A 20,421-nucleotide genomic window follows, 5' to 3' on the forward strand; every position below is an offset into this window, starting at 1 on the left:
AAGTTCACCTGCGGGTATACTCAAAAAGATAAAGGCCCTGTTATTTCTAAAATTACTAAGGAGGTAATATCCTTGAAGGAAAGTTCGTCTACGGAACGATATATGCCCATGACTTCCTCCACGAGCGGAATGATTGTTAATGAAGCGGATGGAGTCTACTGCCTTACAGTACAGATTGTGAATGTTTGTTTTGTTCGAACATCAGAGAAGCCTGGCGACTGGGTTCTGGTTGACGCAGGCATGCCAAAATCTGCAGAGAAAATCATGGATGCGGCGGAAGAACTCTTTGGAGAGAATGCCAAACCGAAAGCCATTATTCTTACACATGGCCACTTTGATCATGTTGGTGCAATTATCGATTTGGTTGAGCGCTGGCAGGTTCCTGTATACGCTCATACACTGGAAATGCCATTCTTAACGGGACAGCAGGATTATCCAAAGCCTGATGCGAGTGTTGAAGGCGGACTTGTCGCAAAGATGTCCCCCACTTTTCCGCATGAAGGCATTGATCTCGGAACCCATGTTCAGCCATTACCTGATGACGGAAATGTTCCCTTAATGGAAGGATGGAAGTGGATTCACACACCAGGTCATACTCCCGGCCATGTCTCCCTATTCAGAGAGTCGGATCGCGTGCTGATTGCAGGAGATGCTTTTGTAACAGTGAAGCAGGAGTCCTTATACAGTGTGCTCACCCAGGAACAGGAAATCAGCGGCCCGCCCCGCTACCTGACAACTGATTGGGATGCTGCCCGGACTTCTGTACAGAAACTTGAAGCCCTTCAGCCAGATGTAGCCATCACTGGCCATGGCATTCCAATGGCTGCCGCTGTATTAAAGGAAAGCCTCGCCAGGCTCGTAAATGAATTTGATGAAATTGCCGTCCCTGACCATGGAAAATATGTAGACGGAGAACGTTAGAAAAAAAGCAAGGTTCACCAAATCGTGTGAATCTTGCTTTTTTGATGTTTAAAACAATCCAAAAAAGGAAGAGTATAAAAACGAATTCTAATAGTTCAGGAGGTTCATATATGCATCTTGAAAATTTTACAGGACAAAAAATCCAAATAAAATTCAAGAACTTTCCAAATGATCTCGTCGGGTCCATCACAGGCATTTATCAGCCCGATGAATGGTATCTTGTTAAACTGATCAAGACAGAAAGCATGGGAATCTGGGTTGAGAATCCTTGCTTCAAACGTACTATGGTCAAAGAGGAAGACGGTACCGACATCCCGGAAGAGCAGCAAAAGGAAGAGGATTGCGTCACCCATTTTTTAATCCGATGGGATTATATCAGTTCTGTCATTACCTTCCCGGATAAACAGACACTCGGCGTTGATAAGAAAGCAAAATTAATAGGTTTTCAGCCCTCTTAATAGATAGTTTAGCCCCCGGTTCCAGCGTCCGGGGGCTCTTTTGTTTTCGTATCGATCAGCATAAACTAACTTGTTTATCGTATCATTGCTATTCTATGCTATTTTTCATTTCATCAGAAAAGTTCACATTTATTGTTTTATAGACTATGATATATTTACCGACTTTTCAAAAAAATAAAAACCGGAGGAACACATATGTCAAAAAGAACCTGTATTGTCACACATGATCTGGAACCCTCACAGATTGATAAAATTAAAGAAGTCATCCCCGATTGGGAGCTCATTTCCGGAAAAGATCCAGCAAACTGGTACAATGAGATGAAAGAAGCCGAAGTGATCGCCGGCTGGAAAAAGGATTTAAAAGAGATGGTCCTTGAGGGAAGCAGCAGCCTCCGCTGGTTCCAGTCCTGGAGTGCCGGGGTTGATTCCCTGCCCCTGGCAGAAATGGAATCACAGGGCATCCAGATTACCAGCGCAAATGGCGTACATGCAAACCCCATTTCAGAAACGATTTTCGCCTTAATGCTTGGGCTCACACGCAAAATCCATACATATGTAAAAAATCAGCAAGCCAAGGTATGGCATCATTCTGGAATGAAGCTTGAAATTCATAATAAAACCATCGGCTTGATAGGCACAGGCGCTATCGGGAAGGAAACCGCCAGGATTGCCAAAGCATTCGGCATGAAGGTGATTGGAGTTCGGCACTCCGGAAAACCCGAAGAGTATATAGATGAAATGTACACTTCCGGCCAGCTGAATGAGGTGCTTCCTCTTTGTGACTATGTTGTCGTCACACTTCCGCTTACACAGGAAACACGGCAGTTATTCGGAGCCGAACAGTTTTCCCGCATGAAGAATTCTGCTTTCTTCATCAATATCGGCCGGGGTGAAATTGTAAAAGAAACAGATTTGATTGCCGCACTGCAGAACGGGCAGATTGCCGGTGCAGGCCTGGATGTATTTGAAAAGGAGCCGCTTTCTGAAGACAGCCCGTTATGGGAACATGATAATGTCATCATTACTCCGCATACAGCCGGCTCCACGGAATACTATACCAAGCGTGTAATTGAAGATATATTCATACCTAATTTAAAGGAGTACATTAACAGCGGTACTCCCGGCATTAATCAAGTAGATTATAAAAAGGGATATTAATAAAGAGGGCCTTGCAGCATTCGCAAGGCTCATTTTTTATACGCTACGATATAAAACCCTTCTTCTTCCGACCACTCTGCACAGAAAATATCTTTGATATTTTGCCAGCCTTCCGTTTTAATAGATTCCCTTAGCCAATTTCCATCTTTCCCCAGTAATTTCAGTCCGCCTTCTACTACTTCTCCTTCATCAATCAATAAAGTTGAAGGTTTCTTTTCTTTTACCTCAAGTTTCATCATTTCAGGAGTGACAGGCTCTTGTTTTTGGTATTTCATTACACTTAAGCCCCCATTGGTCTCAAGGTAAGCATATTTAACTTCATTCATACTGAATATTCCTTTTTGGCGCAGCATGGTTCTCAGCTGTTCCATTTCAAGATGGTTCTTCTCCATCTCCTTTACATTCAGCTTGCCATCCTTGACAAGGATCGACTCCCTTCCCTTTAAAATCGCCCTGAATATATTTTTCTTTTTTGCCAGAATTTCAATAATGTAAATAAATGCTCCCCATAATAAAGCCGAATAGATCACTTGCAGCGCTGTTACTTTGTCATCATAAATGGTTTCCTCAATAATCCCTCCAAGTACAACTGCATAGACAAAATCAAAAGGGGTGACCTGTGAAAGCTCCTTCTTTCCAAGAATACGGGTTACAGCTAACAGCGTTACCAGTCCAACAGCCATTTTTACTGTTATTGATAAATACATCAATGCTCCTCCTCTCTCTATAGCCTCTCTATTCCCCTTAGCGGTCTTTAAATACACCTTTTCCACTATTCCACTTTTTGCAAAAAAAATGATCTCTATGTCAAGAGATCACTTTACATATACTGGCTTTTCTCTTTTCTCCGCTTCCTGAATACTAAATCCTCCAATGCCCCAGAGCCTGAAAGGACACCTCCCACAATAAGAACCAGCCCGAGCATATGGTTTACAGAAATTACTTCACCAAGTATGAACGCTGAGCCTGCCAATGAGAAAAAGGTATTCAGGTTCAAAAAGATACTTGCTTCTGCTGGCCCGATATTACGGATGGCTGTGTTATAAACCATATGGCCGATAGCTGTTGCCAATACGGCAGATGCGGCAAACGCAGCCCAAACATAGGCTGGGGCTTCGATTATACCCTTAAGTCCGCCAGGTTCCATTATGCTGCCCATTACAAACAGGATCACTCCTCCAAAAACCAGCATATAGCCTGTCAGCAATCGCGGATCTAGCGTTTTCGAAGCCTTGCTGATTATAATGAAGCTAAGAGCCTGTGAAAGAATGGAAAGGAACACAAAGAAATCTCCCGGAGTTAAGCTCGATATCCCTTTATTCCCTGAAAGGACAATAAAAGTCACGCCTGAACCGCCAAGCAGAAAACCAAGCACCTGAATGCCTGTAGGCTTATGACGCAGCAAAATAGAAGACAGGATGGCTGTCAAGAGCGGACCGGCACCTAATATAAGTCCTCCATTCACCGCGCTTGTTCCCGTTAGGCCTATGGCCAGAAAAAGATGGTGGCTGACAACACTTAAAAGGCCGCCAAATACTATGTACGAGAGTTCCCTCAAGCTCGGCTTTCTCACTTTTCCCATTATGCTTAATATCAAAAATACAGTTATACCTGCAGTTAGTATTCGCAAAGAAGTAATCGATACCGGAGGAAAATAACTGACAAGTATTTTTATAATGCTCACATTCAATCCCCATGAAGCCATGATGAAAGTGAGGAGAATGTATGTTTTTATATTATTCACATCGATCCTTCTTTCCAGAAAATCCAAGTTCATAATTTGTATCATTTTATCATATTTCAAATGGTAATATGTCTTTTTAAAGCTTTAAAATATGTAAGTGGCGGGCATGAACCTTCTGAACCTTTTCCTGCTGGCCTATAGGCAAACCAGGGTTTTTCGGCGGATGAATAACCGTGAAAAAAAGCAAAGAAACTGTATAATAGCAAGAGCAGCCTCCCATCAAAGGAACGGCTGCTCTTCTGCTTATTTTACATCTAACTCGTGAACCATCTCAGGTGCTGCTTTCATTTTATGCTGCTTTTTCGGCTTTTGGCCCATGTTATCAAAACGCGCCTTATCATAAACGGCAGCTCCCACAATTTCCGCTGTATCCTGAAGCTTTTCTTTGCTGATTTTATCAATCGTGTCTTCTGGAGAATGGTACCATGGTTCAGTTGGGCTGTGAATGAATAAAGCGGCTGCAATGCCTGCTTCCGCAAAAGGCACATGGTCACTTCTGCCTCCCTGATATACTGGGGTCGGCTCACCGTTCAGCCTTTCACTGGATGCTTGAGAAAGTTCCGTTACAAGATTTTCTTCTCCATCCAAAGTCATCATTACTAAATCGCCTGCATCCTTGCTTCCCACCATATCAAGATTAAAGTTTGCAATGGTTCTGCTGATCTCGTCGTCGGAAAGACTGTCAACATAATGGTAAGACCCAATCAATCCCAGCTCTTCTGCTCCGAATGTTGCAAAGCGAATCTCTGTATCGGTCGGAATATCCTTAAATACGCGTGCCAGCTCTAATGTCATCGCTGTTCCGGAAGCATCATCATTCGCTCCGGGAGCCCCTGCTACAGAATCATGGTGTGCGCCAACCACAATTATGTCGTCGTTTGCTTTCTTTTTGTTAGTTGGTTTCTTTGTGGCAATCACGTTGTGGGAAACTTTTTCTCCTGCATCCGCACCTTCAATGGATAGGGAAGCTGTTAAAGTTTCACCGCTCTCCATCAATGCAAGAATTGCCTCACCTTCTGCTTTTGACAGGGCTAACGCCGGAACATATTCTTCATTATGAGCTCCAAGCGTGCCGCTTAATGGACCCTCTGCATTATTAAAAATAATTACTCCGGCAGCCCCTTTTTCTGCTGCATTTAAAACTTTCTCGCCAAAAGAAATGGAACCGCGCTGGATAAGAGCAATTTTGCCTGTGAGATCAACGCCTTCCAGTTCTTCCGGTGTGCCTAGCCCAGCAAATGCGAGCTCCCCGCTTACATCCCCATTGACTGAATAGGTAAAGGATCTTGGCTGCAGGTCTCCTTCATAGCCATCAATGGTCACTTCCATACTGCTCGGAGGAGTATATCCATAAAACGTGAATGGCTGAATCTCTGTTTCATAGCCATAGGATTCGAATTGGCTTTTAATATACTGAACCGCATTATACTCCGATTCCGTACCGGCTACACGCGGGGTTTGTGAAAGATAATCAATATTATTATAAATATTTTCTGCATTAATTTTATTGACTACCTTCTTGTCGAATACATTTAACGGCTGAGTCTGTTTAACGTCTGCTGGATGTGCAAAAACTGCCTGTGTCCCAATAGCTCCAAAGATAAGAGTCGAAGCCAATGCCACTTTTATAATTGGTTTTCTCATCTAGTACCTCCAATAGAATAATAGATTCCGCTCATTAAATTTTATAATGTTTCGAAATCTCTTATAAGGGTACAAGATACTAGAGTACACTAGGTACAACCATCTATATTTTGGTTAAATTGTTAATATTAGTAAATACCTAATAGGAAAAATAGACAAAAAAAAGAAGGCTACCCCCGGTTAGCCTTCTTTCCCTACTATTTCATTATATCATGGTCCACATAGCGCTCGCCGTTTAATTCGCTGATTACGTTAATGGCAACTTTTGCACCGTCTCCGGCTGTAATGATTGTATGGACGCTGACTCCTGCAATTGTTCCGGCTGCCCAAATGCCATCGACATTCGTCTTTCCGTCGGATTCAACATCCAGAACCGTTTTAATGCGCGGCTCAGTACCTGCTTTGATCTTCAAACCGGCTTTTTCTGCTAAATCGGTAGATACGCCAGCTGCTATAATCACTTGCTTTGCTGAATAGGTTTTTTCTCCCGCTGTTACACTAAAACTCTCATCAGCTTTTTCAATGTTTTCAACTGTTGCCTCTACAATCTCTGCCCCGAACTTAGCGGCTTGCTTTTTGCCAGTCTCGATTAAATCCGGTCCAGTAATTTCCATAACTCCATAATGATTTTCAACCCACGCCCGTTTAGTCATGCTTTTATCATTATCCACAACCACTACCTTCTTGCCGGCTTTTGCAGCAAATAGCGCAGCACTTGCACCAGCAGGGCCTGCACCCACAATTAAGATATCAAACATCCATACTTCCTCCTTTAACACATTATTTACTTATAGTTTATCCAAACTGATAATAATTGTAAAATAATGTGATTTAAGGAAAATTGTCCAATTTAGTCCTCATCTTTGATATCCCGATCCTCCGGTATCGGCTCATTTAGAATTTCTTCCACCAGCTCCCTGTATTTTTCCACCTGCTTCAAATGAGCATTAAACTGTTCCTTGTATATTAAGTACTGTTCTCCGTCATATATGGCACGTATTTTCTTTTGCTGAATCAAGCTTTCTACATATGATTCAGGGTAAGATAAATATTCTGCGGTTTCTTTAATAGTAAGATACATGCTTGTTCTTCCCTTTCTAATTCCTTATAATATGGTTTTACTAATTTCTAGGCACTAGAAGACTCTACTAAAATCATATAGAATAGAAACTGTAAATAATTTGTATATGCAACTTATATTCTTTTATTATACAGCGAAAAAATACTTATTTGACTGAATTCCAGCTCTTTTTTCAGCCAGATAGAGAACAGGAGAAATATAAGCTAATGAATAAAAAAAAGGTATTGGGCTTATATGTAATGATCAGCCTTATTTGGGTATTCGGAACGAACTACCTTTTGCATATGCTTGAGCCCTCTTCTCTTGTCAGTTTCTTTTTTAGAGCAAAAGAGTTTCTGTACATTATCGTTACAGGCTGGCTGCTCTATTATTTTATTGGCAAAAGAGATGAGCTCAGTGCCTCGAGGGAAGATGAAAAGCGCCTTTCCACTTTAATCAATTCCATGGTTGACTTTGTCAATTTTAAAGACGGACAGGGCCGGTGGATTGAGTCTAATGAATTTGGACTTAAGCTGTTCAATCTTGAAAATGTCGATTATAAAGGCAAGAAGGACTCTGAACTGGCCGAGTACACTGATTTTTATGCAGACGCCCTTCGCTACTGTGAAACTTCAGATGAAGAAACCTGGATAAATGGTAAAATTACCCGCATCGAAGAAGTCATTCCTTTGCCTGACGGAACAGAAAAAACGTTTGATACGATTAAAGTCCCGCTCTTTCATGCCGATGGAAGCCGAAAAGGACTGGTCATTATCGGCCGGGATATTACAGAAAGAAAGCATGTGGAGAAGCTTCTTGCCGAAAGCCAGCAGCAATATAAATCTTTGTTTGAATATAATACTGAAATTGTCTTTATGACTGACCTTCATGGCACCATCACGAAAGTAAATCCCCAATTCAAAGCGGTGACAGGCTATAGTCCTGATGAGACATTGGGTAAAAGCATAAATGAAATCATACCAGCTCCTTATAAAATGAAGGCCATTGAAGACTTTACAGGCATCCTTGAAGATAAACAGCCGAAAACCTGTGAATTTGAATTCAATCATAAAAATGGCAGCCAGCTCACTATTCAATGCACTGCGCTTCCGCTCATTGTAAACGGTCAAATTGCCGGAATCATCGGCTATGGAAAAGATGTGACAAAGCTTCGTCAGGCTGAAGAAAGATTGCGCCGCACTGAAAAGCTTTCTGTGGTTGGCGAGCTGTCTGCCAGTGTTGCGCACGAAATCAGAAATCCGCTGACTTCTTTAAAAGGCTTCGTGCAGCTCATGCAGCTGGAAGATGAAAAGCACCAATTCTATTATCAGATCATGCAGGAGGAGCTGGACCGGATCAACCATATTGTCGGAGAGCTGCTGCTCCTTGCCAAGCCTCAGGATATTTGTTTTACAAAAGCGGATGTTCAAAAAATCCTTTTTAATGTCATTTCGCTTTTGAAAACAGAAGCCAGCATGCACAATGTCCAGATAGAGTTTTTATTAAAATCGGATGTGTATATGATTGAATGTGAACCAAATCAGCTGAAGCAGCTTTTTATTAACATCATAAAAAATGCCATTGAAGCATCAAGAGATGGAGGTAAAGTAACGGTTACACTGCAGGAGGAAGACCAGCAGCTGATTATCCTGGTTAAGGATAATGGCTGCGGCATGTCGGAAGAACGCCTTAACAGGATCGGTGAACCTTTCTATTCTTCCAAAGAAAAAGGCACCGGCCTCGGACTTACAGTCAGCTTCAAAATCGTCCAATCCCATAGCGGTTCCATTTATTTCAATAGTGAAAAAGGGAAAGGAACAGAAGCTGTCATTAAGCTGCCAGTAAAAAAACAAACATCAGCCCCTGAGGCAGGATTAATAGTTTAAACAGCAAAGAGCGATTTCAATCAAACGTTTGATTGAAATCGCTCTTTTTTTAATCCTGCTAATTCCCCTTAATCTCCAGCAGCTTCTGCCTCAAATCATTTTCCATATTGGCCAGGTCGTGTTCTGCCTGTCGGCGTTTATGGCGGCCCTCCTCCTGTATTCTCAGGGTTTCTTCAAGAGTGGAAATCAGGTTCTCCTGTGTTTTCTTTAACGTTTCAATGTCAACAAGGCCCCGTTCATTCTCACGTGCCGTTTCAATTGTATTCATTTTCAGCATTTCTGCATTTTTCAAAAGAAGATCATTAGTTGTTTTTGAGACCTTCTTCTGGGCTTCGACGGCATGGCGCTGGCGAAGCAATGTCAAGGCGATGGCCACCTGGTTCTTCCAAAGCGGGATGGCCGTCATGATGGAAGACTGGATTTTTTCAACCAATGCCTGATTGGTATTCTGAATAAGACGAATCTGCGGTGCGCTTTGAATCGTTATTTCACGGCTCAGCTTCAAGTCATAAAGGCGTTTATCCAGGCGGTCGGCAAACTGCATCATATCGTTCACTTCCTGGAACCTCATCTGGTCATTCGACTCTTCTGCCTTCTTCTTCATCTGGGGAATCGTCTTTTCATGAAGCTCTTCAAGCTTCAGTTCACCTGCTGCAATATATACATTTAAAGCATGAAAATACTCTTTATTATTTTCGTAAAGCTTATCTAACATGACAATGTCGGAAAGAAGTGCATTCTTGCTCCTTTCCAGTTTGACGCTGATGCGGTCGATTTGAGCACCCGTTTTCTGGTATTTGGATAGGACTTCCTGAACAGAACCGGATATCTTTCCAAACATACGAGCAAAAAAGGATGATTTCTCCGGCTTCAGCTCATCCGGATTCACATCATTGAATTTCTTCATCAGATCATTGATGATCGTTCCCACTTCACCAACGTCCTTTTTCTGAACATGCTCGAGCATTGTATGAGAAAACGATAACAGCTTTGATTGAGCCGGTGTTCCGTATGAGATCATTGCCTGGTGATTGGCAGGATCGATTTGCTTTGCAAGCTGATAGGCTTTTTCCCGGTTTTCTTCCGGAATCACATCGATCAGCCTTGTCCGCTTTTCCGATTGCAAGGACGAGGAAGCTTCCTCCTGCTTTTCCCCAAAAGGATCTGCCATTAGATCATCCAATAGATTGGTGTTTTTTAACAGGGACGGTTTTTCTTCGGTCATTTTAATCTCCTGCTTTCATCATGAATTCTTGAATCCTTTATCTTCTCAATCGAATTCCTGGCAACATCAATTTCAAGATGAAGCTGATCAATATCTTCAGCTATAACCCTGTGAAGATCTTCCTCCACATGATGGGTAAGTGTATCAAGTGTACGTCTGGTCTCCTGGAGGGACTGATCCAGTTCACGCGATTTTCTCGGCTGGGAAGACAGAAAGACATACTTTTCCGCCAACTCCACCGCGGAATCCAAATGGGAAAAATAAAACTGCTCGGCCTGATAAAAACGTTTCGGCTCACTTCTGGTCAGTCTGTAAATTCTTCTCGTTACCCTCATGAATTCCATGCGCTGCTTCAGCGTAGGGAAATGCCGAATTGAGAACATCGCTTTGTGCAAGCGGGTTATCTTGCGGCGCGCCTCATCAAGATTTCGCTTTATATATTGGTATTCCCTTTTCGTCAATCCATGCTTTTTCAAAAAGCGGCGGCGCTGAATCAATCCCCCGGCCCAATAAGTAAGAAACCCGGCTCCAGCTCCATATATCCCTGACAAAATGAAAGTTTGCCCGAATGCAAAGTAACTTGCCAGCCAAACACTGACAGACAAAGGAACAGCCGTCAGCAAACGAAAAGCAAATGCTAAAAAGGAATTCATATTTATCGACTCCTACTCATAGTCCTACTTATTTATACGTTTTTTATAAACCTAAAGTTTCATCCACATTCATTTTCAGCAAAAAATCCGTATATCCTTAATTCTATTAAAACACTTTTAAAAAACTTCTCAAGTTATACGATACTAAATATCACGATTGCCCGCCATAGACCACAAAAGTAATCCTTGCTAAGACCTGAGACGTATATTTATATGCAAAAAAAGCACCTGCGGAAGTTTTCCGCAGATGCTTTCTGGCTATTTTACAGCCAATGCACGCTTGCCCATGGCATTGTAGATCTTAATGAATTTCTCCTTAGGCATTTTCACATCTTTCTTAATTGCTTCACTGTCATTAAAGTAAACATAATCTGCATCCACACCGGTTACGACAATGCAGTGCAGTGGCGTCGGTGCACTGATCGTTTTGCCGGCAGGTGTTTTCCAGCTTCTTTTATTCGGCATTTCATGGCTGATTGTAAACCATGCCAACACAGGGTTACCCTCTGAAACAGCCTTTTCTATTTCCGAAAATTCTTTTCCGGTCAGATTTACTCCACCAGGACGATATTGGTCAAGCAGCTTTTTCAGCGGCCCCGGATTTATCGTGTGCCCATTGCCAAAAGGTGTTCCGACGAACCCGACATCAGGGTCACCCCAGGTTTTAATAGAACCGTCCGCATTTCTCACCAGCTTTGTGGAGTCGTATGGCATTTCATTTGCAAGTGTTGTTTTGCTGACATTCACTCCATAATACTTCAGTGCCATGGCAAGGGAAGTCACTTCACATCCGCTTGGCAGCTCCGGCCGCTGGGCAATGAGCGGTACATTGATCCTGGCCTGACGGGGATCACCGGCTGTTACATAATCACCGCTGACGTAACCAGTGCCGCCGTTGTAGGAAATTTTAAACCAGCCGTTGCTTTCCTTATGTATGACACTTAACACTGATCCGTTTTTTAAGAGGCCGACACTGCTGTAATTTAACCCCGGACCTGTTCGGACATTTAAGGATGTAGCATCCACCCGGTAAAGTTTTTCATTTGTTTTGACGTATTGGCCGCTGACATAGCCTGTTTTTCCATTATAGCTAATTTTGTACCAGCCGCTGGCAAGGCGTTCGATTGCCTGTATACTGCTGCCTTGGGCCAGACTGCCGATCCTGCTATAATTTGTCCCCGGTCCGGAACGGACATTCAGGCTGGTCGCATCTACCGTATAAGTATATGATGCCGCTTCTGCCGATATCTCACTTGAAAAGTTCGGAATTGACGGTGCCATGACTCCTCCTGCAAATATAGCTGCAGCAACAGTCCCTTTTAATAGAGCTCTGTTTCCATATGAACCTTTTAACATTGCCATATATTTTCCTCCATATCCCTCATCTTTTTCTGTCGAATTTTGCAGACTACTCTAAAAATATAGATTCGGAAACTTTCAGTCTACCTTTTTGGGACTGGAAAAATTTTATTGAATCTATTGCATCACTTTATTTAACTGATTCGGGATAATTGTCCTCTGTATATCTTCCTTCTTCATAAAAACAATTGAGTGGCTCTAGCCGGTAAAAAGTCGATTATTTGTTTATTTATAAGAAATACAGGGAATAACCTCTTGTACCAATTTACTTACACCTTGGAGGAAACATAATGATTAAGCACTATTTTTATATCGTTATTTTATTAATAGGATTGAGTGTATTTCCATCCTCAGGATATGTAGAGGATCGGGATGGACAGGAAAACAAGGTTGTGCTGATTTCCTTTGATGGGATGAGAAATGACCTTACAAAAGAGTATGTAAAGGAAGGCAAACTTCCCCACATAAAAAAACTTATGAAGAATGGCGTATCGGCCAGGGATTCCAAAACCGTAACCCCATCGCTGACCGCCCCATCTCATGCTGCAATAGCTTCTGGTGCAGCCCCGCCGGAGACCGGCATGGTCAGCAATAAGTGGCAGGATCCCCATAAGGAATTGGCAAATGGGGAAAGCGCCTTTCATCAGCCGCTCGATAAAAGCCCGCTTTGGGCAGAAGCCAAAAAAAACGGCAAAACAACTGCCACAGTGCTGTTTCCCGGATCAAATCCTGATGCAGGAACACAGGCTGATTACGCAGTCTATTATGGCGAAACCTGGGCTGAGAGTTCTCTGGATCAGCTTCAGTTCAAGAAAGCAGAGAGCTGGAAGCACACCGAAAGCAGCTTTAGCCCTATAAAGGAAGCTATATTGGAGCTGCCAATAAAAAAAGCAAAGAACAAAGAACTTTATATATTAGCTTTAGACACTTCAGATGATGGGAAGACCAATTATAATCGTTTCATTTTTTCGGAAAACCGTTCAGCAGACCTCAAAGATGTCACTGTCAATGCCAATGAATGGGGGGCAATTCCTGTTGAAGTCGATGGCGAATCTGCAGGATTCTGGTTTAAGCTGAAAATTGACCCTGGCCTTGAGAAAGCAAGCATTTACCGGACGGCCGTTACATCAGCCCTCATTGAAGGCCCCGACGGATTTGAAGAGGAGCTGCTTTCAGAATTCGGCTTTTTCCCCGTCCAGGATGATACAAAGGCCTTTGAAAAAAAGTGGATTACCAGAAAAGAGTACGAAGAAATCAGTTCACGTTTTGTCAGCTGGGCAACTGATGTGTCTCTTTATATTAAAGAGGAATACCAGCCTGATTTGCTGATGTTTTATACACCTCAAATTGATCATGAATCACACCGCTTTCTGCTGTCAGATCCACGTCAGCCTGGATATTCCGAGGAAAATTCACAAAAACATAGGAAATACATTGAATGGGCATACAAGCTTTCCGATGATGTCGTTGGACAGACGGTGGATAGCCTTAGCGAAATAGACCACCTTCTTGTTGTATCCGACCACGGCATGGAACCAGTTCATACCATCCTTGCTCCAAACACTCTTTTGAAAGAAGCAGGCCTTTTAGCGACAGATAAAAAAGGCAAAGTGGATGAGGAGAACTCCAAAGCAATGGCTGTAGCCAGCGGGTCAGCTGCACAAATTTATCTGAATGAAAACCTCACTAAAAAAGAGAAGGAAAAGGCGGCAGACCAAGTAGAGAAACTTTTTAGCGAGTATAAAATCAAGCCGGAATTTCAGACAAAAATCCTAAAGGGCTATTTTGGTGAAGCTGGTGATTCCATTAAGCAAGGGCAGTTCAGCCATTTTAATCAAACTGCTAAGCAGTTTTTCCGTCACCTTTTTAGAAAGGAAGAACAACCTTATCAGATTGCCTACGGAAATAATAAAGAGAATAAGCACCCTAACCAGGGAGACATTTTGCTGCTTGGCGGAAGGGGCTATATGATGGGAAGCAGCCTAACAAGTCCCCATATGCCGGCAATTGAACTCGGCAGCCACGGCGGCAATCCTGATCGGAAAGAACTCAGGGCAGTCTTCTTTGCACATGGTCCTTCTTTTAAAAAGGACAGCCGGATTGGCTCGATTACTACACTCGATATTGCCCCAACTGTCTATAAGCTGCTGGACATACCTGCTCCGGACTTTTTGGAGGGTGAAGTTCTAAAAGATGCTTTACGTTAACAACACTGCCTTGCTATGCGCTGCAAGGCAGTATTTCATTTTTGAAAATAAAAAACCCACCCCTATAGAGATGAGCTGTACACGCTATATACAATCCAATTCCACAATCACCCTAGTGCCTTCACCTATAAGACTTTCGATGGCCATCAAACCTTGATGCTCCTGAATAATCTTATTGCTGACTGTGAGCCCCAAACCGATTCCTTTATCTTTTGTCGTATAAAAAGGGGTCCCAAGATACTTCAGCATTTCACTATCAATACCTGCTCCTTCATCTGCAAAAGCAATCCTTACACGCCTGTTCTCTATTCTTTCGGCACTGATATATACATTTCCGCCATTCGGCATCGCTTCAATCGCATTTTTTAAAAAGTTCACAAACACTTGCTTCAGCTGGGGAGGTGAACATAAAAGCATGACATCATTCTCACGATGATTGAGATGAATTTGAACATTGTGAAGCAGTGCCTGCGGATGAAGTACGTTAATCGTACTTTCAAGAATGGACATTAAGCTCCCTTTCTCAAACTCGATTGCCTGGGGTTTTGCCAGGGACATGAACTCATTGACAATGATATCAATTCGATCAAGCTCTTCCATGATAATGGATAAATAATCATCCTGTTTTTCCTGAATAACGCTGGATTGGAGCAGTTTTGAAAAACCTTTTAATGAAGTCAGCGGGTTCCTGATCTCATGTGCAACCCCTGCTGCGAGCTGTCCGATAATGGACAGGCGGTCCAAGTTACGCAAAGCCGCATCATTATTAACTCTGTCTGTTATGTTTCTGCCTACTGCCACAAATAATTCAATCTCGCCTCTATCGTTTATTATAGGAGAAATGCTTGTCTCTACGAAAACGATTTCGCCATTAATCGTATCCATCTTCGTTTCAAGGATCTGAGGCTCTCCTGTTTCCAGCAGCTTTTGACATACCATGTTAAACTTTTCTCTCTCCTCCTCGGAATAGATGACAATGCCGCAGGTCTTCCCAACAAGCTGCACCGGCGAATATCCCAAAGCTTTCTCATGAGATGGGGATGCATAAATCACCGTTTGGTCCTTTGTGAAGACTTTGATCATATCTGTCGTATTCTCCGTTATCAAATCGTACAGTTCCCTGGTTTTTCTTAATTCCCTCTCCATGCTTTTAAACTCTGTCATATCCCGGAATATAGCCAGTACGGCTATAATTTTACCCTTTGAATTTCTGAAAGGAGAATACGAAACCGATATATCCAGAACCGAACCATCCTGATGATAGCGCTGTGTGATCACATTGCTGTAAACTTTCCCCAGTTTGACCAGTTTTATAATATCCTTCACTTCTTCCGGGTTCTGAAAATCGGTAAACTTCCTGCCAATAACTTGCTCTTCGGTATAGCCAAAAATCACCGTATACATATGATTTACCCTTATAAAACGGTTCTTCATATCAATGATGGCAACCCCATCTGCCGTGCAATTCAGGAACAAATCGAGCAATTCATCAGGATTGGAATAAATCGATTCACCGTCATTTCCAAGTATCGGGAAATCATTAACCAATTAGCTCACCCCATTTTATAACTCTATAAACTACATTTTACAGAATTATAAGAAAAAAAGCATGAGGATTCTTTAGAAGACCGAAAAAAGCAGCTTCCCTATAGGTCAGCAGCCCTCTCTCCATTCTAATCCCGCGACTGCTTCACAATGCATAGTCTGAGGGAACATATCCACCGGCTGCACTTCGATGGTCCTATATCCGCCGTCCTCCAAAATACGCAGATCCCTTGCCAATGTTCCCGGATTGCAGGATACATAGACGACTTTCTTTGGCTTCATGCTTAAAATGGTTTTCAGCAGAGCTTCATCACAGCCTTTTCGCGGCGGGTCAACGACTAGCACATCTGCGGTGTTCCCCTTTTTATACCATTCAGGTATTACTTCTTCTGCTTTCCCGACTGCAAATGAAGCATTTGTCATACCGTTTAGGTCAGCGTTTCTCTTCGCATCCTCAATGGCTTCCGGCACGATTTCAACGCCGAATACTTCTTTTGCTTTCTGTGCCAGGAAAAGAGAAATGGTGCCAATTCCGCAGTACGCATCGATAACCTTTTCTTCTCCGCCCAGATTCGCATATTCCAGGGCTTTATCATATAAAACTTTCGTTTGCTCCGGGTTCACCTGATAAAAGGAGCGGGCGGAAATAGCAAATTTGATATCTCCAATAAAATCATAGATCACCTCTTCGCCCCAAAGGACTCTTGTGACATCTCCCATGATCACATTCGTCTTCCTGGAATTCACATTATGGACGATAGATTTAACACCTTCAATGCTTGATGCAATCTCTGCCACAATCTTTTGCTTATGCGGAAGCTCATTTGTCCTTGTGACAAGGACAATCATCACTTCGCCTGTCACAAGCCCATAGCGCGCCATCACGTGGCGAAGCTCGCCTTTATGCCTGCCTTCATCATAAGCGCGGACACCATAGCGGCCGCAAATTTCCTTTACCTTTTGTACAACCTCATCATTTTTTTCCTGCTGGATGAGGCATTCCTTCATATCAATGATCTGGTGGGTGCGCTGCTGATAAAATCCGCCGATCAGTCCGCCTTCCTGCTCGCCAATCGGAACCTGCGCTTTATTTCTGTAGCGCCAAGGATCTTTCATGCCGAGAACCGGATGCACCTTGACTCCCTCAAGTCTCCCGATTCTTTCCAGAACATCTCTGACCTGTTTTTCCTTGGCGAGAAGCTGGCCTTCATAGCTCAGGTGCTGCAGCTGACATCCGCCGCACTCCTTATAAATCGGGCAGGGTGCTTCTACTCGATATGGGCTTCTTTCATATGTCTCGATCAGGCGCCCAAATCCATATCCCTTATTCACCTTGATCACTTTTACCTTTGCTTTCTCACCGGGAAGACCATCCGGAACAAATAGAGGATAACCATCCACCTTTGCAACTCCTGCCCCTTCATGGGTCAAATCCTCAAATGTAACATCTATATAATCATTTTTTTGAACCGGTAATGTTCTGCTCATCTTTTTCTTCCTTTTCAGCTTAATTCCGTGACCTTTTTTGACTAGACAGATTGTATCACAAAAAAGGGGTAAATACGAAATGGATATCTTTCAGATTCAGGACCTGCATACCTTACAGCATGTTTATTTGCAGAATCTAACCCTTTATTTGCATATTCCCCGGTCTATTTGCAAAGTTTCCCTATATATTTGCTCTTTCACTCTTCTATTTGCAGGAATACTTTTCTATTTGCAACGATCACAACTTCATGTGTTTTTGCAAAATAAAAGCCCGCCCTGTTATAGAGCGGACTTCCTATTATTCGTGGGAACTTTCCCAATCGGTCGGGCGGTCTTCTTCACGAATCTGGTCAATCGGGACAAACACTTCCAAATGCCTGTACAGGTTTACGAATTCAGCAGGAAGCAGCCCGCCAAATTCACCGTCAAGATTGAGCTGGACTTTCTCTTTGGATTGTACTTTAATGCGGTTTGCCTGCGTATAGATAACGTTCGGATCTTTTACATGCTCGCCCCGGACAGCCATTGTCGCGATCCGGATAAAATCAGCAAGATTAGTTTTCTTTAATATCAGCAGGGAAAACAGCCCGTCATTTATACAGGAATCCGGCGCCAGCTTTTCAAACCCGCCGACTGAATTTGTCAGACCGACAAGAAAAAGCATAGCTTCACCTTCAAAGATTTTTCCGTCAAACTCGATGCTTACTTCGGTTGAACGGAAGGAAGGCAGCATTTCAATTCCCTTAAGGTAATAGGCAAGCTGGCCAATCATGGTTTTAAGCTTGCTTGGCACCTCGTAAGTCAGCTCTGTCAGCCTTCCGCCCCCAGCAATATTAATAAAATATTTTTCATTTATACGGCCAATATCGACAGGAATGGTATCTCCTTTTACAATGATTTCAGCAGCCGCTTCCACATCTCTTGGGATATGGAGAGCACGTGCAAAATCATTGGTTGTGCCCGTTGGGATAATGCCGAGGCGCGGACGGTAATCCTGTTCAGCGAGTCCGTTTACAACCTCGTTAATCGTACCGTCGCCGCCTGCAGCAATGACTAAGTCGAAGCGCCGCTCAACAGCTGCCCTTGCAGCTTTAATCGCATCCCCTTCACCTGTGGTGGCATGGCATGAGGTTTCATATCCTGCGCTCTCCAGCTTTTGCAAAACCTCTGCTAAATGTCTTTTAAAAATTTCCCGGCCTGAAGTCGGATTATAAATAATTCTTGCTCTTTTCATAGCCCATCATCCTATTATTGAAATATCTAAACTTAATCCGTATATATCATTCCATCTTTTTACATCATAGCGAATAGTCCACGGCTTAGCAATTATTCACTTCCATCCGTTTCTATTCTATTCACTTCCCGCTATTTTCACAAGTGGTCAGATGCACAAATGAATTATACCCTCATTAGGCAAAAAAGTATCGTAATTAAGTGATATTTCTTTGATAGGTAATCTAACATCAGCATTAAGCAGGATGCAGTTGAGCATTATTCCTGTTTCAGGTCCTGGAACACAAGGCTCTTAACATAGTTAATAATGGTTTTATATGGATATTCTTCATTAATTACCCCATGAAGCATTGCCCCGTCCATAAAAGTCCAGAATAACCCCGCTACATGGTTTGGATCTGCATCCGGCCGGAATTCCCCGGCAGTCTGTCCTTCTTCCATAATATCTGTTATCAATTTTAAAAAGAACTTCTTTCCCCGCTCGTTCAGAATTCGATTCAAGTTCTCATCTCTGGAGGAATGCAGCGTAAATTCCAGCTGTACAGTAATTCTATCTTTTCGTTCCTGGCTGAATGGGCTCATATCCCTATACAAATCAAAAAGATATTCCAGTTTCTTTTCCGCCGAAGAGAACATGGATATTCTCTCTGCAAGTCTTGCATTAGCTGATTCTGTCTGCTCATTCAAAAGCTCCAGATAGATTTCTTCCTTGCTTTTAAAATAATTATAGATGGCGCCCTTGCTGATTCCTGAATTAGCGACAATGTCATCAATGGTCGCTGCCTGAAATCCCTTTTTGGCAAAACAGGCCAGTGCGCCCGCCAGGATCTCTTTCTTTTTCTTCCGTTTATATTCCTCTGATACGATAGGCGACAAGTCTGTCCCTCCATTGTATTTGGTTTTTTCTCTGAGAAAATTCCAGTTATTCCTGCGTATTTAATGTCAGCAGCACTTTTGGCTGATGTCACTTCTTTTCAGTATTTCTTCTATATACAGGCTGGCATGTTCACTCGTGATTTCAGTATTTTCCTCCGCCAATCCCGCCATTACCAAGTCTTCTTTTACTTTTGCGAGAAATAAATCTCTGATAGCTGCTGAACGGCACGGCTGCATTTGCGCTGCCAAGTCCCAGATCCATTGCTCAAGATGGATGCTCTTGCTCTTTTTTTGCATTTCCCGCGGAACCTGCCTTCTTCCCATATTTCTCACTCCCCAGGGCATATTCTTATCTTATAAAATAAACTGATTAGTCTTTTTATTGTAATTATTTTTAAATGAATTTTCAAACTTTTTGTACTAAAAAAACTCCTAACTGTCCGTTAAGAGTTAATCCTGATCTATTTGGTTTTTATCCCGGTACATAGTTACTAATCCCCCAACCAGCATAAAGCAGGCAAATGCAATGGGAAACCAGCGCTCAAACCAGGATTCTTTATTGGGAAGTTCTTTGTGTTCCTTGACAGCTTCTTCCGGAATTCCTCCTGAAATTTGAGCCATAACAAGATTGGTAAACTCATCTTCTTCCGGCATTTCCGGGAAGGAATCCTCCTCCTCGTCCATTGCTTCGAGGTATACTTCCAGACATTGATCACATATATAGAGATGATCTTCATAGAGTTCACGCTCTGGTTCTGACAGCTCATTTTTCACATATTTCCGCCATTCTTCCCTTGAAAAGTGCTCCATGAAAATCATCTCCTTCCAATGTTCCTGACAGCAGAGTGTTCTGGACATGAATATCCTGCTGGGTATTTTGCTGATCAAATATACCCTGGAATATATCAGCTTCCCTTATATCTATTCGGATTACATTCTTTCTTTTTGAGTGCCGAAACAATCA

The 20,421-nt window shown here is 42.7% G+C and carries 19 protein-coding genes; 5 read left to right on the forward strand and 14 right to left on the reverse strand.

What is annotated here, in order from left to right; translation table 11 throughout:
• Positions 1 to 102 precede the first annotated feature (102 nt).
• From JI665_RS25080 to JI665_RS25090, 3 genes are all read left to right on the forward strand, one after another.
• Positions 103 to 921, forward strand: a complete 819-nt coding sequence (locus JI665_RS25080) for an MBL fold metallo-hydrolase (RefSeq protein ID WP_244671321.1) — start codon at positions 103 to 105, stop codon at positions 919 to 921.
• Positions 922 to 1,031: 110 nt separating this feature from the next.
• Positions 1,032 to 1,379 (forward strand): hypothetical protein, encoded by a 348-nt coding sequence (locus JI665_RS25085; RefSeq protein WP_009335932.1) that lies wholly within the window; start codon positions 1,032 to 1,034, stop codon positions 1,377 to 1,379.
• 195 nt (positions 1,380 to 1,574) lie between these two features.
• Positions 1,575 to 2,537, forward strand: a complete 963-nt coding sequence (locus tag JI665_RS25090) for a D-2-hydroxyacid dehydrogenase (protein ID WP_206845369.1) — start codon at positions 1,575 to 1,577, stop codon at positions 2,535 to 2,537.
• Positions 2,538 to 2,566: 29 nt separating this feature from the next.
• Here JI665_RS25090 and JI665_RS25095 read toward each other — a convergent pair whose 3' ends face one another.
• The 5 genes from JI665_RS25095 to JI665_RS25115 form a co-directional block, all read right to left on the reverse strand.
• Complete coding sequence (locus tag JI665_RS25095; protein ID WP_206845372.1) at positions 2,567 to 3,244, reverse strand: DUF421 domain-containing protein; 678 nt, start codon at positions 3,242 to 3,244, stop codon at positions 2,567 to 2,569.
• 113 nt (positions 3,245 to 3,357) lie between these two features.
• Positions 3,358 to 4,326 carry a DMT family transporter gene (locus JI665_RS25100; RefSeq protein WP_206845422.1) on the reverse strand — a complete coding sequence of 323 codons (969 nt, stop codon included), beginning with the start codon at positions 4,324 to 4,326 and terminating at the stop codon, positions 3,358 to 3,360.
• 198 nt (positions 4,327 to 4,524) lie between these two features.
• Positions 4,525 to 5,925: a M28 family peptidase gene (locus tag JI665_RS25105; protein WP_206845374.1), complete on the reverse strand. Its 1,401-nt coding sequence runs from the start codon at positions 5,923 to 5,925 to the stop codon at positions 4,525 to 4,527.
• A 197-nt stretch (positions 5,926 to 6,122) separates the two neighbouring features.
• Entirely contained in the window at positions 6,123 to 6,683 is a 561-nt protein-coding gene (locus tag JI665_RS25110) for an FAD-dependent oxidoreductase (RefSeq protein ID WP_206845376.1), read from the reverse strand.
• A 92-nt stretch (positions 6,684 to 6,775) separates the two neighbouring features.
• The gene (locus JI665_RS25115; protein WP_035331742.1) at positions 6,776 to 7,006 is read right to left on the reverse strand and encodes an excisionase family DNA-binding protein; all 231 of its coding nucleotides are present in this window, start codon (positions 7,004 to 7,006) and stop codon (positions 6,776 to 6,778) included.
• A 206-nt stretch (positions 7,007 to 7,212) separates the two neighbouring features.
• On the opposite strand from JI665_RS25115, the gene JI665_RS25120 reads away from it, so the two are divergent.
• Positions 7,213 to 8,871, forward strand: coding sequence for a PAS domain-containing sensor histidine kinase (locus tag JI665_RS25120; protein WP_206845379.1), 1,659 nt, complete (start codon positions 7,213 to 7,215; stop codon positions 8,869 to 8,871).
• 58 nt (positions 8,872 to 8,929) lie between these two features.
• Here JI665_RS25120 and JI665_RS25125 read toward each other — a convergent pair whose 3' ends face one another.
• The 3 genes from JI665_RS25125 to JI665_RS25135 form a co-directional block, all read right to left on the reverse strand.
• A complete protein-coding gene (locus tag JI665_RS25125) occupies positions 8,930 to 10,096 on the reverse strand; it encodes a toxic anion resistance protein (RefSeq protein ID WP_206845381.1) in 1,167 nt (388 codons plus the stop codon).
• The gene (locus JI665_RS25130; RefSeq protein WP_206845382.1) at positions 10,093 to 10,749 is read right to left on the reverse strand and encodes a 5-bromo-4-chloroindolyl phosphate hydrolysis family protein; all 657 of its coding nucleotides are present in this window, start codon (positions 10,747 to 10,749) and stop codon (positions 10,093 to 10,095) included. Before JI665_RS25130 ends, JI665_RS25125 begins: the two co-directional genes overlap by 4 nt.
• A 258-nt stretch (positions 10,750 to 11,007) precedes the next feature.
• Positions 11,008 to 12,111, reverse strand: a complete 1,104-nt coding sequence (locus JI665_RS25135) for an SH3 domain-containing protein (protein WP_206845383.1) — start codon at positions 12,109 to 12,111, stop codon at positions 11,008 to 11,010.
• Between the two features lie 287 nt (positions 12,112 to 12,398).
• On the opposite strand from JI665_RS25135, the gene JI665_RS25140 reads away from it, so the two are divergent.
• Entirely contained in the window at positions 12,399 to 14,315 is a 1,917-nt protein-coding gene (locus JI665_RS25140; RefSeq protein ID WP_206845386.1) for an alkaline phosphatase family protein, read from the forward strand.
• An 84-nt stretch (positions 14,316 to 14,399) separates the two neighbouring features.
• Here the strand turns inward: JI665_RS25140 and JI665_RS25145 are convergent, their stop codons facing one another.
• From JI665_RS25145 to JI665_RS25170, 6 genes are all read right to left on the reverse strand, one after another.
• Positions 14,400 to 15,863 carry a PAS domain-containing sensor histidine kinase gene (locus JI665_RS25145; RefSeq protein WP_206845389.1) on the reverse strand — a complete coding sequence of 488 codons (1,464 nt, stop codon included), beginning with the start codon at positions 15,861 to 15,863 and terminating at the stop codon, positions 14,400 to 14,402.
• 105 nt (positions 15,864 to 15,968) lie between these two features.
• Positions 15,969 to 17,348 carry a 23S rRNA (uracil(1939)-C(5))-methyltransferase RlmD gene (gene rlmD, locus JI665_RS25150; protein WP_206845390.1) on the reverse strand — a complete coding sequence of 460 codons (1,380 nt, stop codon included), beginning with the start codon at positions 17,346 to 17,348 and terminating at the stop codon, positions 15,969 to 15,971.
• A gap of 298 nt (positions 17,349 to 17,646) precedes the next feature.
• Positions 17,647 to 18,582, reverse strand: a complete 936-nt coding sequence (locus JI665_RS25155) for a diacylglycerol kinase (RefSeq protein ID WP_206845392.1) — start codon at positions 18,580 to 18,582, stop codon at positions 17,647 to 17,649.
• A gap of 257 nt (positions 18,583 to 18,839) precedes the next feature.
• Positions 18,840 to 19,457, reverse strand: a complete 618-nt coding sequence (locus JI665_RS25160) for a TetR/AcrR family transcriptional regulator (RefSeq protein WP_206845395.1) — start codon at positions 19,455 to 19,457, stop codon at positions 18,840 to 18,842.
• Positions 19,458 to 19,523: 66 nt separating this feature from the next.
• Positions 19,524 to 19,781 carry a hypothetical protein gene (locus tag JI665_RS25165; protein WP_206845398.1) on the reverse strand — a complete coding sequence of 86 codons (258 nt, stop codon included), beginning with the start codon at positions 19,779 to 19,781 and terminating at the stop codon, positions 19,524 to 19,526.
• Between the two features lie 126 nt (positions 19,782 to 19,907).
• Positions 19,908 to 20,315 (reverse strand): hypothetical protein, encoded by a 408-nt coding sequence (locus JI665_RS25170; RefSeq protein WP_244671317.1) that lies wholly within the window; start codon positions 20,313 to 20,315, stop codon positions 19,908 to 19,910.
• Positions 20,316 to 20,421: the final 106 nt, after the last annotated feature.

The organism is Bacillus sp. NTK034 (genome assembly GCF_017303275.1).
Lineage (GTDB): Bacteria > Bacillota > Bacilli > Bacillales > Cytobacillaceae > Cytobacillus.